Here is a 15796-nt window from a genome sequence, read left to right as displayed (position 1 = left end):
GTCAGTGCTCCTTCCGGAAGCTGCCGTACGGCTCGGTGTGCGTGCTGTCCACCGTCACGCCGCCCAGCTGCGCCCCGAGCGAGCTCGGCGTGAGGGGCAGACGCTGCGTCGCTCGCACGACCACGCGCACGGACGACCCCGGCTGCAGGCACTCTCCGGGCGACGGCAGACACGTGATGCGTACGCTCGCGCCGTCCAGGCCCTGATCGTCCAACGCCACCCGTGCGGCCAGCCGAGCACGCTGCTCCGCAGTCGCCGGGTCCGGTGCCTGCAGGAAGGCGCGCGCGGCCGAGCGGCTGGCCGTGGACACCCCGAACGAGGCACGCTGGGTGTCGAAGACCGCGACGAGGACGTAGACGAAGGGCACCAGCAGGAGCAGCGTCAGCCAGACGAACTCGATCGTGGCCGTGCCCTCCTCGCGCTCCCTCACGGCTCGACCTCCCGCACCGCGTGCCCCCGCACCGTCAGGGAGACCGAAGGCCCGAACAGCCCGAGCGCCGGCACCTGTGCGCGTACCTCCACCTCGGTGCCCGGCGCCCCGCCCACCGTCGTCAGCGACGCGGCGACGTCGTCGGCGTAGCGGTCGTCGAGCGCGGTGCGGATCATGGTCCGGGTACGTTCGGCGCCATCTGCAGGGGTGGCCCCCAGCGGCGCGGCAGAGCGCGCACCCTCCGAGGCCGCGGCGGCCAGCGTGTTGCGCACGTGCAGGACGAGGGCGACCTGGGCGATGCCGAGCACGAGCGGCACGAGGAGCACCATGATCAGGACGAAGTCGACCACGGCGGCGCCGCGGTCAGGATCGTCCCGCTGCACGATCAGCCGCCGACGGCCGACAGCGCCTGGTTGAGCATGCTGCGCAGCTGAGGTCCTGCAGCGGCGGTCAGGATCGCGACGAGGCCCGCGGACATGACCGTGATCATGACCCAGCCCGGGACATCACCTCGTTCGTTGTGGCGATGGGTTGGTGGTCGCATCATGTGAGTTCCTTTCATCACGTGCCTGAGGTCAGATGGAGCCCGACATAGCCGGGGAAGAAGGCGAACACCACGGTCACGGGCAGGATCAGGAAGACGACCGGGATCATCATCGCGACCTCCTTGCGTCCTCCCGCCTCGATGAGCTCGCGACGTCCCGACTCGCGTACGTCCGCGGCCTGCGCGTGCAGGACGTCGACCAGAGGGGTGCCGCGCTCGACCGCGATGGCGAGGCCCTCGGCGAACCGCGCGATGCTGGTGACGCCGGTGCGCGCGGCCAGCCGGTCGAACGCCTCGGCCATCGGGGTGCCCGTGCGCACGTCGGAGATCACCCGGGCGAGCTCATCGGTCAGCGCGCCATGGCAGACCTTGAGGATGCGCTCGAGCCCGGCGATGGGGCTCTCGCCTGCCGCGACCGCGAGCGCGAGCAGATCGGCGACGACCGGGAACTCGGCCTGCATCTCCCGCTCGCGTGCGGTGACCTTCGAGGACAGGTGGCTGTCGCACCACAGGACGCCGACCACGAATCCCATCGCGGAGACGACCAGCAGCAACGGCACCGGCGTGCCGCGGCTCGACCAGAGCACGGCCGAGACCCCGGCGCCGACCGCGAGACCCGCCGCGCCCCACATGACCTGGGTGATGCGGAAGTCGTCGACCGATCGCGGCGACCCGAGCCGGACCAGGCGCCGCGAGACGCTCGCCGAGCCACCCACCAGATCGCCCACCACGGTGCCGAGGCGCTGCAGGGCCGGCCCGAGCACGGCATCGAGGAGAGGACCTGCGGGGCCGGGTGCGGCCGGGGACGGGTGGACGTCGCGGACGTACGGCAGGACGCGCTGGTCGAGCGACGGCCGGCGGGTGCGCAGCCAGCCCGACACGATCAGGACCAGGCCCGCCGACAGGCAGAAGCCGACGAGCGCCCCGCTCATGCGAGGATCCGCCGCTCGGTGGGCAGCCGGCCGATCCACATCATCAGGCGGTAGGCGACCACGCACAGCACTGCCCCGGTGGTCAGCACGACCAGCCCCGCGCCCGACGCGAAGCGGCCCACGACGTCGCCCTGCAGGCACATCAGGAGCAGCACGAGCCATGGCGCTGCGACCGCGAGCCGGGCACCGTTGACGGTCCAGGACTGGCGCGACTCGAGCTCGCCACGCGTCCGCAGGTCCTCGCGCAGGAAGCCCGACAGGGATCGCAGCATCCGTCCCAGGTCTCCGCCACCGACGTCGCGCGCGATGCGCAGCGCCTCGATGACTCGGTCGCCGACCGGGTCCGCGAGGCGGTCCTTGAGGCGGTCGAGCGAGTCGTTGAAGCGCCCCGTGCCGTGGTAGTCGCGACCGAACTGGACGAACGCGTCACGCATCGCCTCGGGCCCCCGCTCCCCGAGCTGGATCAGCGCCTCCGGCAGCGAGAGACCGGCCCGTACGGCCGAGGCCAGGTTGTCGACCGCATCGGGCCACAGGGCGGCGTGGTCGCGGAGCCGGCGGATCGCCCGGCCCCGAAGGACGCCGACCGGGAGTGCGCCAGCCATCGCACCGAACACGACCCCGATCGCCACGACGCCCGAGACCCCGGTCATGACCACCGCTCCGACGACGAACGCGACCACGCACGTGGCGACGAGCTGTCCCGGAGACACCCCGACGACACCCGCTGCGGCCAGGAGGTCCGCGACCGGGTGACGACGCGCGGACGTACGGCGGGTCGGCTGCCAGTCCGGCTCGGCGAAGGTCCACAGGACGAGCAGGATCCCCGCCCCGGCCACCAGCCCGATCAGGGCGCCCACCGGGTCACCCCCAGCACCGCGTCGAGATCGATGCCCGCCTGCTCGAACGCCTCGCGCCGAAGCGGCGCTCCGTGCCCTCGGACCAGCCGACCGTCCTGCCGCGCGAACACGGGGTCCGACTCGATGAGGTCGTTCTCGACCCGGCCCGTGACGGCCACGATCTCGCGGACCGCCCGGGACCCGTCCGGGTCGAGTCCGGTGTGGACCACGATGTCGACAGCCGCGGCCACGGTCGGGACCACGAACCGCGAGCCGATGTTGTCCCCGGCGAGCAGCGGCAGGGTGCACAGCTTGACCAGCGCCTGCCGGGCGGAGTTGGCGTGGATGCTGGCCATGCCGGGCAGGCCCGCATTCAGCGCCAGCAGCAGGTCGAGGCACTCGGCCGCGCGCACCTCGCCGATGACGATCCGCGAGGGCCGCATGCGCAGCGCCTCCTTGACCAGCATGCGCAGGTCGATCGCGCCCGTCCCCTCGAGGCCGGCCTGGCGGGTCTGCATCGCGACCCAGTCGGGGTGCCCGCACTGCAGCTCGAACACCTCCTCCACCGAGACCAGCCTCTGGGAGCCGGGGATCGACGCCGCCAGGCAGTTCAGGAGGGTGGTCTTGCCGGCCTGCGTCCCGCCGGAGACCACGATGTTGAGACCGGCCCGGACGCTGGCGTCGAGGAACGCAGCACTCGGCGGGTCCAGCGTCCCGAGGGCGACCAGGTCGTCGAGCGAGTGCGCCTTCGCGACGAACTTGCGGATGTTGACCGCCGCGAAGCCCCGAGCAATCCCGTCCAGCACGACGTGGAGGCGGTGACCGCCCGGCAGCATCGCGTCCACGAACGGCTGGGAGATGTCGAGGCGCCGGCCGGACGTCGACAGCATCCGCTCGACCAGCTCGCGCACCAGCTCGGCGGACAGGATCAAGGAGGTCAGCTCGTGCCGCCCCGCTCGCGCGATGAACACCCTCGACGGCTCGTTGATCCAGACCTCCTCGACGGTGTCGTCGTCGAGGTACGCCTGCAGGGGCCCGAAGCCGCTCACGTCGGCCACGATCTGGCCGATCACCACCTCCGGCTCGTCGAGCGTGCGCACCGCTCCGGTCAGGCTGCGGGCCTCGTGCTCGGCGATCGCATCGATCGCGGCCAGCCGCACCGAGGCGGTGTCGGTACGGGGGTCGATGCGACGCTGACGCACGAGGTCGCGGACTCGGTCCGCCAGTGCCGACGTCGACGATTCCATCGTGAAGCCCTTCCCCCGAAGAGTGCGTGTCACAAATAGTGCACAAGGCCGGGGAATATTGGAAGGCTCGGACCAACGTCCCTGTGGACCGCGGTAGACCGCGTCGGGCGCCGAGGTGACGACCGACGGGTGGTCACAGACCGATCATGTGGATGAGGCCCCGGATCACCAGGAAGATGCCCGCCGCGGCCAGCAGCAGGATCGTGATCAGGGGACCGCGCCTGTCGATGAAGTCACTCAGCACCTGCAGGCCCCGGCGCGTGGGATCGGGCGCCACCAGCGTCATCGCCAGGGGCAGCCACGCCGGCAACGCCCCCACGACGGCCACGATGCAGACCACGGTCAGGCGTCCGAGGACGTCCAGATGGCTGGCGGAGATCTCCTTGGCCACCGGGACCATGATCGCCAACGTCGTGAAGTTCGTCGCCATCGAGAACACGCCGAATCCGAACGCCTGGACCAGGCCGAGCCCGTAGTCGCGCGGCTTCTTGGCCTTGGGGGCACGCCGCCGGCGGTACCGGAGCAGCGCAGCGATGAGGATCAGGAGCAAGCCGAGGACGAGGTCGAGGGAGGCGCTGAGCCTGGGCTCCTTGGGCAAAGCGATGGAATGGCCGAAGGCCACCATGAGCCACAGGAGCACCAAGAACGTCCCGCCGACCCCGATCGCGTAGCAGCCCGCGACGCGGCGTCCGTCGCGCCCAGCCAGCAGCACGGTCTGCTCGGTGAGCATGACGGGGCTGACGGCCCCGGCGAGAGCCAGCGGGATCACGAGCACGAGGACGCTGATCATCAGGCAGAAAGCGTACCCGCGCCGATGCGGTGCCTGTGTTTTGGATCTCTGGCCATCTTCATCGCCCATTGCTTGTCGTACGCGCCCCACTCGTGTCCACCGAAACCGACGTGTGGGCGACGTCGACTGTTCACGATCGTCCACTCGCATGCCGACGAATCACGCTCGAAGTCTAGGTCGAACTGCGATCCCGCGTCCGTGCATGGTCATCGTGACCCTTCCGACCGTCCGCTTCCTTGCATCGGGGTGATTATCTATATTCCGGATGCCCGCACTGCAGCTCGAACACCTCCTCCACCGAGACCAGCCTCTGGGAGCCGGGGATCGATGCCGCCAGACAGTTCAGGAGCGTCGTCTTGCCGGCCTGGGTCCCGCCGGAGACCACGATGTTGAGACCGGCCCGGACGCTGGCGTCGAGGAACGCCGCGCTCGGCGGGTCCAACGTCCCGAGGGCGACCAGGTCGTTGACCGAGTGCGCCTTCGCGACGAACTTGCGGATGTTGACCGCCGCGAAGCCCCGCGCGATCCCGTCCAGCACGACGTGGAGGCGGTGACCGCCCGGCAGCATCGCGTCCACGAACGGCTGGGAGATGTCGAGCCGTCGCCCGGACGTCGACAGCATCCGCTCGACCAGCTCGCGCACCAGCTCGGCGGACAGGATCACGGAGGTCAGCTCGTGCCGCCCCGCTCGCGCGATGAACACCCGCGACGGCTCGTTGATCCAGACCTCCTCGACGGTGTCGTCGTCGAGGTACGCCTGCAGGGGCCCGAAGCCGCTCACGTCCGCGACGATCTGCCCCACCACGACATCCGGCTCGTCCAGCGACCTGACCGCGCCGGTCAGGCTGCGCGACTCGTGCTCGGCGATCGCGTCGAGGGCGGCACGGCGTACGGACTCAGCATCCGTGCGGGGGTCGATCCGGCGCTGTCGCACCAGGTCCCGTACACGGTCGGCGAGCGCCGGCGTCGAAGATTCCATCTCCACTGCCTCTTCCCCCGAAGAGATGATGTGTGACCTGATACTGCACGCATTTCAGGGGTTTTGGGAAGGGGCGTCACCCGAGCTGTGGAAAGCGGCCATGCGCAGACGACTGCGCGCGCGTGACACGGTGTCCGATCCTCATGGCACGATCGGCCCATGACCTGGACCGCGCCCGCGCCGCCTGCCCTGACCGACGGACCGACCACCGGCGACGACCGACCGATGCTGGAGGCCATGCTGGAGTGGCACCGCTGGACGCTGCCGAACATCTGCGCGGGTCTGAGCGACGAACAGCTCGCGACCCGCCCCATCGCGTCGAGCAACTTGTCCCTGCTCGGGCTCCTGCGGCACATGGCCAAGGTCGAGCGCATCTGGTTCCGCAAGCGCGTCGCCCAGCAGGACGTCGAGCACCTGCACGACTTCGACGCGCGCAACGACACCGACTTCAACGTCATCGACGCCTCCGACGCCGAGCGCGCGTACGACGAGCTGGTCCAGGAGCAGCGTGCCGCAGCCAGCTCGGTGGCCGATCTGCCCTTCGACCTGGAGATCGAGACCCACCACGGTGCGATGTCGCTGCGCATGGTCCACCTGCACATGATCCAGGAGTACGCCCGCCACAACGGTCACGCGGATCTGCTGCGCGAGGCGATAGACGGCACGACCGGACGGTGAGGCTGCCGCAGGAAGCGGCGGGACGACCGGCATCATGAGGGCATGAGGTTCACACGGCTCCTGCCGCTGGCTGCGGCCGCGTCCCTGCTCCTGCTGACCGCGTGCAGCTCCGATGAGTCACCCAGCGAGCCCACGGCCGCGCCCTCGTCCTCCACCGCGACGACTGCACAGCCTGAGCCCTCCCCCGAGCCCGAGGCCGAGGCAGCGCCTGCGCCGCGGCCGCAGCCGAGCGGACCCCCCGCCGAGACCCCGAAGCCGGGCGGACGGCTGCTGGTCTACGAGACCGACGACGTCAACGGCGTCAACATCGCCTCTGCCGCGGACACGGCCCGGCTGACCGGCGCGCCGGAGGACTTCAAGGCGTTCGTCCTGGCCGAGCTGGCTCGGGCCCAGAAGTCGCCCGAGCCGGGGTGCAGCGAGAAGCCGCAGGTCTACGTGTCCCGCGTCGACACCCGGGGCTGGGCCGCCGGCGGGCGCCTCGTCCCGCAGTGCGGCGGGACCGCGAGCCTGTGGGCCAAGCCCGGAGGCACGTGGAAGGAGGCCTGGAGCGGGCAGCAGCTCACGGACTGCGCGACTCTCGAGACGTACGACTTCCCGGCCGACGTGGTCGGTGGGACCTGCCTGGACGGTGAGGACGAACGTCCCTACACCCCCAAGTCGCAGTGAGATCTGGGCGCTGAATTCACAGCATTCACACATGCTGCCCTCATGTTGATCCGCTCCACCGCGCGCACAATGGGGGCATGGCCTCCTCCCTGACCCGCCCCGACGGCTCGCCCCTGCGCGTGCTCGTCGTCGACGACGAGGTCAACATCGCCGAGCTCCTGCAGATGGCGCTGAGGTACGAGGGCTGGGAGGTCCAGGTCGCCCACACGGGGCGCAAGGCGGTCGCGATGGCCAAGGACTTCGCACCGGACGCGATCGTGCTGGACATCATGCTCCCGGACTACGACGGGATGGAGGTGCTGCGCAAGGTACGGTCGTTCGCCCCCGACGTCCCTGTCCTGTTCCTCACCGCGCGTGACTCGGTGGAGGACCGGGTGGCCGGTCTCACGGCCGGCGGCGACGACTACGTCACCAAGCCGTTCAGCCTCGAGGAGGTCATCGCGCGCGTCCGGGGGCTGATGCGGCGCGCCGGTGCGACGGACTCCAGGCCCAATCACGTCATCACCGTGGGCGACCTGACCCTCGACGAGGACAGCCGCGACGTGTCGCGCGGGGGTGAGCCGATCGAGCTCACCGCGACCGAGTTCGAGCTGCTGAGATATCTCATGCGCAACCCGCGCCGCGTCCTGTCCAAGGCGCAGATCCTCGACCGGGTCTGGGACTACGACTTCGGCGGCCAGGCCAACATCGTGGAGCTCTACATCTCCTACCTGCGCAAGAAGATCGACGCCGGGCGGAAGCCGATGATCCACACCAAGCGGGGCGCCGGCTACGTCCTCAAACCGGCTGAGTAAGCGCATGCGCAGGTTGCTGCCGTCCTCCTTGACCGGACGGCTCATCGTCACCTCGGTGACACTCGTGGCCGTGGTGAGCGCGCTCGTGGCGCTGTCGGCCACGCTGGTCATGCGCTCGTACCTCACGGGCCGCCTCGACGATCAGCTCGAGCAGTCCAAGGAGCGCGCCGAAGGCGAGTTCCGGACCAACGGCCCGAGGTTCCGCCCGGCCGAGGACGACGCCCAGTTCTGCGGCGAGCCCCCTCCGCTCGCGCAGGGTCAGGGCGCCGGCAGCCTGACGGCCATCGTGACGTCCGACTGCTTCGCAGGCCTGGTGATCCCAAGCAGCGGTCGACCGCGAGCGCTGTCGCGCAGTGCGCTGGAGGCGCTCACGTCGGTCGAGGTCGGCGATGACCCGCGGACGATCCGGTTGCCCGCCCTGGGCTCGTACCGCGTCGTCGCAGCCGAGACCGACCAAGGCAGCACCGTCATCCAAGGGCTGCCGACCGAGGACGTCGACAGCACGATCTCGAGCCTGATCTGGTGGGAGACGCTGCTGGCCCTCGCCGGCACGGGCGTCGCCGCGATCGCCGGACGCATGCTCGTACGCCGTCAGCTGCAGCCCTTGCGAGAGGTCGCGGAGACCGCCCATCGGGTCACCGCGATGCCCCTCGCGACGGGGCAGGTCGGCGAGATCGTCCGCGTGCCCGACTCGCTGACCGACCCCACGACCGAGGTCGGCCAGGTCGGCGAGGCGCTCAACCAGATGTTGGGGCACGTCGAGGACGCCCTGGACGCCCGGCACGAGAGCGAGCAGCAGGCCCGCCAGTTCCTCGCGGACGCCTCGCACGAGCTGCGTACCCCGCTGTCGACCATCAAGGGGTATGCCGAGCTGAGCCGGCGTACCGAGCGCGCCGACCCCAAGGAGATCCTCGCCAAGGTCGAGTCGGAGGCCGGGCGCATGTCGACCCTCGTCGAGGACATGCTGCTGCTGGCCCGGCTCGACGCGGGGCGGGAGGTCGAGCGCCGACCGGTGGACCTGACCCGCCTGGTCGTCGAGGCGGTGAACGATGCGCGGGTCGTGGATCCCGAGCGGCAGTGGACGTTCGAGGTCCCGGACGAGCCCGTCACGGTCGAGGGTGACGAGCAGCGACTGCACCAGGCGGTGACCAACCTGTTGACCAACGCCAGCCGTCACACGCCGCCCCGGACCCGGGTCGACGTCCGCATCGTCGCCGGCGCCCCGGTCAGGGTGGAGGTGCACGACGACGGCCCCGGCATCGAGGCCGACCTGCTGCCCACGGTCTTCGAGCGGTTCACCCGGGGCGACTCCTCGCGCACCCGGGCGTCCGGCGGGGCCGGCCTGGGGATGTCGTTGGTCAAGGCGATCATGCACGCGCACGGCGGTGACGCATCGGTCACCAGCGTCCCCGGCGACACCACGTTCACCCTGACGTTCCCCACCTGACCCCGCTCCGGGCCCGCTGCCCGGGTGGTCGGTTTCCCACGGTCCCGTGGGGTTTTGTCACTCCCCTCGCGTCTCAACACGAGGGGAGTGACGAATTCCCACGGTCCCGTGGGAAACCGACCACCGGGTCACAGGGCGGGCACAGATGAGGCACACGGGGGTGCCAGCGGTGGGGACGAATCTGGGGGCATGACCCAGACGATTGCCTCCCCTGCGGCTGCCGCTCCGCAACGCCCAGCGGCCTCCTCGCCCGCCCGCAGACTCTGGCGGGGACGTCCAGACGACTCACCCATGGTCCGACCCGCGCTGATCGGACTGCTCCTCGCGACGGCGGTGCTCTACCTGTGGGGCCTCGGGGCCTCCGGGTGGGCCAACTCGTTCTACTCCGCCGCGGTCCAGGCCGGCTCCGAGTCGTGGAAGGCCTTCTTCTTCGGCTCGTCCGACGCCGCGAACGCCATCACGGTCGACAAGACCCCTCTGTCCCTGTGGCCGATGGTGGTGTCGGTCAAGATCTTCGGACTCTCCTCCTGGAGCATCCTCGTGCCGCAGGCACTGATGGGCGTCGGCTCCGTCGCCCTGCTGTACGCGACGGTCCGCCGCACGACCCGCAGCCCTTGGGCCGGTCTCCTGGCCGGGGCGATCCTCGCAGTCACGCCGGTCGCCACGCTGATGTTCCGCTTCAACAACCCCGACGCCCTGCTCACGCTCCTCCTGATCGGCTCGGTCTACGCCACGATCCGCGCGATCGAGTCCCCCGGACGTGCGGTGCGCTGGCTCGTGCTCGGCGGAGCGCTGGTCGGCCTCGCGTTCCTGGCCAAGATGCTGCAGGCGTTCTTGGTGCTGCCGCCGCTCGCACTGGGCTACCTCCTCGCGGCACGACCCCCGATCGGCACCCGCGTCAAGCACCTCCTCATCGCCTTCGCCGCCATGATCGTCGCCGGCGGCTGGTGGATCGCGATCGTCGAGCTGTGGCCCGCGTCCAGCCGTCCGTACATCGGGGGCTCGCAGCACAACTCGATCCTCGAGCTGACCCTCGGCTACAACGGCCTGGGTCGTCTCAACGGGGACGAGGCAGGATCCGTCGGCGGTCAGGGCGGCTGGGGCGAGACCGGTCTGCTCCGGCTGTTCAACGCCGAGATCGGGGGACAGATCGCCTGGCTGCTCCCCGCCGCGATCGCGCTGCTGGCGCTCGGCCTGTGGTTCCGCCGCGGCGCCGGTCGCAGCGATCTTCAGCGCGCCGGGCTCATCGTCTGGGGCGGCTGGCTGCTCGTCACCGGGCTGACCTTCAGCCTCATGGCCGGCATCTTCCACGCGTACTACACCGTCGCGCTCGCACCGGCCATCGCCGCGATCGTCGCGAGCGGTGCCAGCATCCTGTGGGAGCGGCGCGAGGACGCCGTCGCGACCTTCGGCGCGGCCTTCGTGGTCGCCGTGACCGCGGCCGTCGGCTTCGTCCTGCTCGACCGGGCGTCAGGGTTCGTGCCCTGGCTCAAGTACGTCGTCGTGATCGTCGGGTTCGCCACGGCGTTCCTGCTGGTCCTGCACCCATGGCTGACGCGTCGCACCGCTCTCACGGTGGTGACCGCCGCCGTGATGACCATGCTCGCCGGCCCGACGGCGTACGCGCTGGAGACCGCCGCGACCCCGCACACCGGATCGATTCCGAGCGCCGGTCCCAGCACCGGCGGACCCGGCGGCCCGGGCGGGCCCGGCGGTCCGCCCGGCGGAGGGAACACCGGCGGCCTGCTGTCCGGCTCGGAGTCGACCGAGGAGATCGACGCTCTGCTCAGCACGGACGCGGACGCCTTCACCTGGGCGGCAGCCGCGATCGGCTCCAACACCGCATCGGGCTACCAGCTCGCGACCGGCCTCCCGGTCATGGCCATCGGCGGGTTCAACGGATCGGACCCCAGCCCCACGCTGGAGCAGTTCAAGCAGCTCGTCGCCGACGGCGAGATCCACTACTTCATCGCCAGCGACGGCGGTCCCGGCGGCATGGCCCCCGGCGGCGGCACGAGCTCGCAGATCGCCTCGTGGGTGAGCGAGACGTTCGAGGCCCAGACCGTCGACGGCGTCACGATCTACGACCTGTCAGGAGGTGTCCGATGACCACGACCACCCTCGCCGCCCAGACGCAGGACCTGCCCCGGCTGGCGCCCGCTCTCGACGTCGTCATCCCGGTCTACAACGAGGAGAACGCGATCGTGGGCTCGGTCGAGACCGTCCGCGCCCACCTGGCGACCCTGCCGTTCACGCATCGCGTGACGATCGCCGACAACGCGAGCACCGACAAGACGCCCGTGCTCGCCCAGCAGCTCGCGGACACGTACGACGACGTGCGGCTCGTGAGCCTCGGCCAGAAGGGCCGTGGTCGCGCGCTCAAGCGGGCGTGGATGCAGTCCGACGCCGAGGTGCTGGTCTACATGGACGTCGACCTGTCCACGGACCTCAACGCACTCCTCCCGCTGGTCGCTCCCCTGCTGACGGGGCACTCCGACCTCGCGATCGGCTCCCGGCTGGCACGTACGGCCCGCACGACGCGCGGCCCGAAGCGCGAGGTCATCTCGCGGGGCTACAACGTGCTCCTGCGAGGCACCCTCCGCGCGAAGTTCTCCGACGCCCAGTGCGGCTTCAAGGCGATCCGCCGCGACGTGGCCCACGAGCTGCTGCCGCTGATCGAGGACGACGAGTGGTTCTTCGACACCGAGCTGCTGATCGTCGCCGAGCGCGCCGGCCTGCGGATCCACGAGGTGCCGGTGGACTGGGTCGACGATCCCGACAGTCGCGTCGACATCGTGCGTACGGCGCTGGCCGACCTGCGCGGCATGGGTCGCGTCGGCTGGTCGCTCCTGCGCGGTCGGATCCCGCTCGCAGAGGTCGCCCGGCGCCTCGGGCGGGCCACCGCGAGCAGCGCCGGTGGGCGGCTGAGCTCCCAGATGGTCATCTTCGCGCTCATCGGCATGCTGTCGACCCTCGCGTACGGCGTCCTGTACGTCGCGCTGCGTGGCGAGCTCGGCGCCCAGCAGGCCAACGTCCTCGCGCTGGGCCTCACCGCGGTGGCCAACACCGCGGCCAACCGGCGGTTCACGTTCGGGCTCCGCGGACCCTCGGGGGCGGTGAAGCACCAGCTCCAGGGGCTGCTCGTGTTCGGCTGCGGCCTGGCCGTCACCAGCGCAACCCTGTGGGCGATGCGGGCAATGGGGACCGTCGAGCACCCGCTCGTCGAGGTCGTGGTGCTCACCGCGGCCAACCTGCTGGTCACCGTCATGAGGTTCGTCCTGATGCGGGTCTGGATCTTCCGGCGGCGCCCGGCCGAGACCGGAAGCACGGCCTGAGGGGGCCGGCGGGGTCACATCGGTTGTACGGACCTGCCGAATGGACCAAGATCGAGGGACGACGGCACGCTCTCCCACGCCGACCGAACGAAAGTGATTCACCATGGCTCAGAAACAGTCCATCCTCGGGCGCATCGGTCAGCTGACCCGCGCCAACATCAACTCGATCCTCGACAAGGCCGAGGATCCCGAGAAGATGCTCGACCAGATGGTCCGCGACTACACCAGCTCGATCGCCGAGGCCGAGAACGCGGTGGCCCAGACGATCGGCAACCTGCGACTGGCCGAGGCCGACCACGCCGAGGACGTCGCAGCGGTCAAGGAGTGGGGCGCGAAGGCCCTCGCCGCCTCGCAGAAGGCCGACTCCCTGCGCGCTGCCGGCCAGCCCGGCGAGGCCGACCGGTTCGACGCCCTGGCCAAGGTCGCGCTCAGCAAGCAGATCAGCTTCGAGCAGGAGGCCAAGGCGGCCGCTCCCCAGATCGCCGCTCAGAACGAGACGGTCGAGAAGCTCAAGACCGGCCTGATCGGCATGAAGGCCAAGCTCGGTGAGCTGCAGACCAAGCGTGACCAGCTCGTCGCCCGGGCCAAGACCGCCGAAGCGCAGTCCAAGGTGCAGGACGCGGTCAGGTCGATCGACATCCTCGACCCGACCAGCGAGCTCTCCCGGTTCGAGGAGAAGGTGCGTCGCAACGAGGCGCAGGTCGCCGGGCACGCCGAGCTCGCCTCGTCCAGCCTCGACTCGCAGTTCGAGGAGCTCGAGGCCGCCAGCGCGATGACCGAGGTCGAGGCTCGGCTCGCCGAGCTCAAGGGCATCGGCTCGGGCCAGCCATCGGCCGTCGAGTCCGGCGAATGACACCCACCCGCCACGAGCAGAGGACGGCCGCATGAAGTTCTCCGAGAAGTTCTCCTACAAGGGCGCCGACGTCGAGGCGGTCTACGGGCTGCTCGTCGACCAGGCGTTCCGCACCGACTCGTGCGCCAACCAGGGGGCGAGCGACTACGAGGTCACGGTCGAGCCCCAGGGCGACGGCGCCACCGTCACGATCGCGCGTACGCAGCCGGCCGACCTGCCCGACTTCGTCAAGAAGCTCACCGGCAGCACCGTCAAGGTCAGGCAGACCGAGGTCTGGAGCGGGCCGGACGCTTCCGGCAACCGGACCGCGGACGTCAAGGTCAGCATCGTCGGTCAGCCGGCCGAGATGATCGGCACTGCCAAGCTGTATGCCAAGGATGACGGCTCCGAGTTCACCGTCGACGGCGACGTCAAGGTCTCGATCCCGTTCATCGGCAAGAAGATCGAGCCCGAGGTGGCCAAGGCCATCCGCACCTCGCTGCGCGAAGAGGTCGAGTACGGGATGTCCAAGCTCTAGAGCTCTAGAGCTGGTCGCCCACCTACGACGCCGTGCGCCGCACCTCGCGGAGCACGGCGTCGATCTCTTGCGGGGCGTACCACGCGAGATCGCCGCTGCCGTCGACGTCGAGGTGGTACGACGCCACGTCGATCGGGCGCACCGGTCCGTCGGGGTCGTCCAGCTCGACCGCGGCCGCCGCAGCACCGTGCTCGGCCGCCTCCTCCAGCGCGGCCAGCTCGTCCTCCTCGTCGAGCGACGCGGCCAGGAACGCCTCGGCGGGCGTGACGGTCTCGCCCGCCTCGAGGCCCGCGAGGTCGTCGGCCGTCAGGCTCACGTAGACCCTCATCGGCCGGCCGGACGCTGGCGCCCGCGCGGCGCACGTGTGCGCCGCCCCTCGACGGTCTCGACGAGCTCGGCGAGCGCCTCCTCGATGCACTGCGCCAGGACGTCGACGTCGGGCACGGCATCGCGGTCGGCGACGATGCCGAAGAAGACCTTGTGGTGGTAGGAGGTCACCCCGATCGACACGGCCCGCCGCCCGCTGAGCGGGATGCACGGATAGACCTCCGCCAGGGCCTCACCGGCCAGGTAGAGCGGATCTTGCGGCCCGGGGACGTTGGTGATGACGATCTGGTGGCCCCGGCCCGTCTCGGAGTCCGCGACGCGGGCGCCCACGGCGTGGAACGTGGAGGTCGCGAAGCCGGGCAGGGCCGCGAGCTTGCTGGCCGCGACGGCCGAGCCGGTCTCGCGGTGGTCCTTCAGCGCATAGGACACCTGGTGCAGCCGGACGACCGGGTTGGACTCCCCCACCGGCAGGGACAGCAGGTGCCCGCGTACCTTCGACCCGAGCGACGTCGGCAGACCGTCCTCGGCCACGACCGACATCGGCACCATGGCCCGCAGGCTGGTCTTGGCGGTGACCGGCTCCGCCCTGGTCAGCATCCACCCGCGGATGCCGCCGGTGATCGCGGCGAGGATCACGTCGTTGACCGTGCCGCCGTGCTCGTGACGGACGCGTCGGAAGTCCTCGAGGTCGGCGGCGAGCGTCGCGAAGCGGCGGTGCCGGCTCAGGTCGGTCGACAGGGCGCCCTGGGGCGTCTGCCCCTCGCCCCCGATGAGGGGCAGCTTGCGGGCGAGGCGACCGAGATTGTGCTCGGTGATGCGCAGGGCCTCTCCGGGGCGGCGGAAGTTGCGGCTGAGGGTCTCGGCCACGAGGCCCGTCGCGCGCGGCTCGGTCCGGGCGTTCCACTCCTCGTGCGGGATGTCCCTCTCGTGCGCTGCCTCCTCCAGCAGCACCTGGGCCAGATCGACGGTCTCGGAGCCGTCGACGAGTGCCTGGTGCGCCTTGAACAACAGGGCGACCTGGCCGCCCGTCAGGCCCTCGATGAGGTAGAGCTCCCACAACGGCCGGTCGAGGTCGAGGCGCCGGGCGATCAGGCGTCCGACCAGCTCGTGCAGCGCCTCGACCGTCCCGGGCCGCGGGAGGGCCGAGCGGCGTACGTGCAAGGAGATGTCGAACTGCTCGTCGTCCACCCACAGCGGGGTGCCGAGGGCACCCGGCACCGATCGGGGCACCTGGCGGTAGCGGGGCACCAGGTCGATGCGCTCGTTGATGACCTGGATCAGCCGGTCGTAGTCGAGCGGGTTGTCCACGGCCTCGAGGATCGCCAAGGAGGCGACCTGCCGCGGGACCGTCGGACTGTCCTGCTGCAGGAACATCGCATCCAGCGGGCTCAACCGTTGCATGACCCTCCTCGTGACGTCGT

The 15796-nt window shown here is 70.6% G+C and carries 18 protein-coding genes; 8 read left to right on the top strand and 10 right to left on the bottom strand.

Annotated features, from left to right (window positions below):
• Position 1: 1 nt before the first annotated feature.
• From GEV27_RS05845 to GEV27_RS05815, 8 genes are all read right to left on the bottom strand, one after another.
• Positions 2-430, bottom strand: coding sequence for a hypothetical protein (locus GEV27_RS05845; RefSeq protein ID WP_153653572.1), 429 nt, complete (start codon positions 428-430; stop codon positions 2-4).
• Complete coding sequence (locus tag GEV27_RS05840) at positions 427-813, bottom strand: TadE family protein (RefSeq protein ID WP_243838750.1); 387 nt, start codon at positions 811-813, stop codon at positions 427-429. Before GEV27_RS05840 ends, GEV27_RS05845 begins: the two co-directional genes overlap by 4 nt.
• A gap of 2 nt (positions 814-815) precedes the next feature.
• On the bottom strand, positions 816-977 hold the full coding sequence (locus tag GEV27_RS17535) for a hypothetical protein (RefSeq protein ID WP_194840033.1): 162 nt from the start codon (positions 975-977) through the stop codon (positions 816-818).
• 14 nt (positions 978-991) lie between these two features.
• Entirely contained in the window at positions 992-1906 is a 915-nt protein-coding gene (locus tag GEV27_RS05835) for a type II secretion system F family protein (RefSeq protein WP_153653576.1), read from the bottom strand.
• The gene (locus tag GEV27_RS05830) at positions 1903-2763 is read right to left on the bottom strand and encodes a type II secretion system F family protein (protein ID WP_153653578.1); all 861 of its coding nucleotides are present in this window, start codon (positions 2761-2763) and stop codon (positions 1903-1905) included. The genes GEV27_RS05835 and GEV27_RS05830 overlap by 4 nt, the downstream gene beginning before the upstream one ends.
• Entirely contained in the window at positions 2751-3989 is a 1239-nt protein-coding gene (locus tag GEV27_RS05825; RefSeq protein WP_153653579.1) for a CpaF family protein, read from the bottom strand. The genes GEV27_RS05830 and GEV27_RS05825 overlap by 13 nt, the downstream gene beginning before the upstream one ends.
• Positions 3990-4122: 133 nt before the next feature.
• Positions 4123-4779 (bottom strand): GAP family protein, encoded by a 657-nt coding sequence (locus GEV27_RS05820; RefSeq protein WP_194839852.1) that lies wholly within the window; start codon positions 4777-4779, stop codon positions 4123-4125.
• A 250-nt stretch (positions 4780-5029) separates the two neighbouring features.
• The gene (locus tag GEV27_RS05815; protein WP_153653583.1) at positions 5030-5758 is read right to left on the bottom strand and encodes an ATPase, T2SS/T4P/T4SS family; all 729 of its coding nucleotides are present in this window, start codon (positions 5756-5758) and stop codon (positions 5030-5032) included.
• 159 nt (positions 5759-5917) lie between these two features.
• On the opposite strand from GEV27_RS05815, the gene GEV27_RS05810 reads away from it, so the two are divergent.
• From GEV27_RS05810 to GEV27_RS05775, 8 genes are all read left to right on the top strand, one after another.
• Positions 5918-6436, top strand: coding sequence for a DinB family protein (locus tag GEV27_RS05810; protein ID WP_153653585.1), 519 nt, complete (start codon positions 5918-5920; stop codon positions 6434-6436).
• Between the two features lie 42 nt (positions 6437-6478).
• Positions 6479-7102, top strand: coding sequence for a hypothetical protein (locus tag GEV27_RS05805; protein ID WP_153933681.1), 624 nt, complete (start codon positions 6479-6481; stop codon positions 7100-7102).
• A gap of 77 nt (positions 7103-7179) precedes the next feature.
• A complete protein-coding gene (locus GEV27_RS05800) occupies positions 7180-7896 on the top strand; it encodes a response regulator transcription factor (RefSeq protein ID WP_153910298.1) in 717 nt (238 codons plus the stop codon).
• A gap of 4 nt (positions 7897-7900) precedes the next feature.
• Positions 7901-9343: a cell wall metabolism sensor histidine kinase WalK gene (locus GEV27_RS05795; RefSeq protein WP_153933680.1), complete on the top strand. Its 1443-nt coding sequence runs from the start codon at positions 7901-7903 to the stop codon at positions 9341-9343.
• A 291-nt stretch (positions 9344-9634) separates the two neighbouring features.
• Positions 9635-11452, top strand: coding sequence for a glycosyltransferase family 39 protein (locus GEV27_RS05790; RefSeq protein ID WP_228764921.1), 1818 nt, complete (start codon positions 9635-9637; stop codon positions 11450-11452).
• Complete coding sequence (locus GEV27_RS05785; protein ID WP_153933678.1) at positions 11449-12678, top strand: bifunctional glycosyltransferase family 2/GtrA family protein; 1230 nt, start codon at positions 11449-11451, stop codon at positions 12676-12678. The genes GEV27_RS05790 and GEV27_RS05785 overlap by 4 nt, the downstream gene beginning before the upstream one ends.
• Before the next feature lie 103 nt (positions 12679-12781).
• On the top strand, positions 12782-13531 hold the full coding sequence (locus GEV27_RS05780; RefSeq protein WP_153933677.1) for a PspA/IM30 family protein: 750 nt from the start codon (positions 12782-12784) through the stop codon (positions 13529-13531).
• Between the two features lie 31 nt (positions 13532-13562).
• Positions 13563-14048 carry a DUF2505 domain-containing protein gene (locus tag GEV27_RS05775; RefSeq protein ID WP_153933676.1) on the top strand — a complete coding sequence of 162 codons (486 nt, stop codon included), beginning with the start codon at positions 13563-13565 and terminating at the stop codon, positions 14046-14048.
• Positions 14049-14070: 22 nt separating this feature from the next.
• Here the strand turns inward: GEV27_RS05775 and GEV27_RS05770 are convergent, their stop codons facing one another.
• Together GEV27_RS05770 and GEV27_RS05765 are read right to left on the bottom strand one after the other, a co-directional pair.
• Positions 14071-14364, bottom strand: a complete 294-nt coding sequence (locus GEV27_RS05770) for a hypothetical protein (protein WP_153933675.1) — start codon at positions 14362-14364, stop codon at positions 14071-14073.
• An 8-nt stretch (positions 14365-14372) separates the two neighbouring features.
• On the bottom strand, positions 14373-15776 hold the full coding sequence (locus GEV27_RS05765; RefSeq protein WP_153653598.1) for a wax ester/triacylglycerol synthase family O-acyltransferase: 1404 nt from the start codon (positions 15774-15776) through the stop codon (positions 14373-14375).
• Positions 15777-15796 lie beyond the last annotated feature (20 nt).

Origin of the sequence: Aeromicrobium sp. S22 (assembly GCF_009661045.1) — a bacterium.
GTDB lineage: Bacteria > Actinomycetota > Actinomycetes > Propionibacteriales > Nocardioidaceae > Aeromicrobium > Aeromicrobium yanjiei.
This window is presented reverse-complemented; position numbering and strand designations above follow the sequence as displayed.

Coding starts and splice junctions, on each gene's coding strand:
- GEV27_RS05795 (WP_153933680.1), top strand. CDS start 7,901: ATGCGCAGGTTGCTGCCGTCCTCCTTGACCGGACGGCTCATCGTCACC.
- GEV27_RS05780 (WP_153933677.1), top strand. CDS start 12,782: ATGGCTCAGAAACAGTCCATCCTCGGGCGCATCGGTCAGCTGACCCGC.
- GEV27_RS05825 (WP_153653579.1), bottom strand. CDS start 3,989: ATGGAATCGTCGACGTCGGCACTGGCGGACCGAGTCCGCGACCTCGTG.
- GEV27_RS05765 (WP_153653598.1), bottom strand. CDS start 15,776: ATGCAACGGTTGAGCCCGCTGGATGCGATGTTCCTGCAGCAGGACAGT.
- GEV27_RS17535 (WP_194840033.1), bottom strand. CDS start 977: ATGATGCGACCACCAACCCATCGCCACAACGAACGAGGTGATGTCCCG.
- GEV27_RS05785 (WP_153933678.1), top strand. CDS start 11,449: ATGACCACGACCACCCTCGCCGCCCAGACGCAGGACCTGCCCCGGCTG.
- GEV27_RS05805 (WP_153933681.1), top strand. CDS start 6,479: ATGAGGTTCACACGGCTCCTGCCGCTGGCTGCGGCCGCGTCCCTGCTC.
- GEV27_RS05820 (WP_194839852.1), bottom strand. CDS start 4,779: ATGATCAGCGTCCTCGTGCTCGTGATCCCGCTGGCTCTCGCCGGGGCC.
- GEV27_RS05810 (WP_153653585.1), top strand. CDS start 5,918: ATGACCTGGACCGCGCCCGCGCCGCCTGCCCTGACCGACGGACCGACC.
- GEV27_RS05815 (WP_153653583.1), bottom strand. CDS start 5,758: ATGGAATCTTCGACGCCGGCGCTCGCCGACCGTGTACGGGACCTGGTG.
- GEV27_RS05775 (WP_153933676.1), top strand. CDS start 13,563: ATGAAGTTCTCCGAGAAGTTCTCCTACAAGGGCGCCGACGTCGAGGCG.
- GEV27_RS05790 (WP_228764921.1), top strand. CDS start 9,635: ATGGTCCGACCCGCGCTGATCGGACTGCTCCTCGCGACGGCGGTGCTC.
- GEV27_RS05800 (WP_153910298.1), top strand. CDS start 7,180: ATGGCCTCCTCCCTGACCCGCCCCGACGGCTCGCCCCTGCGCGTGCTC.
- GEV27_RS05835 (WP_153653576.1), bottom strand. CDS start 1,906: ATGAGCGGGGCGCTCGTCGGCTTCTGCCTGTCGGCGGGCCTGGTCCTG.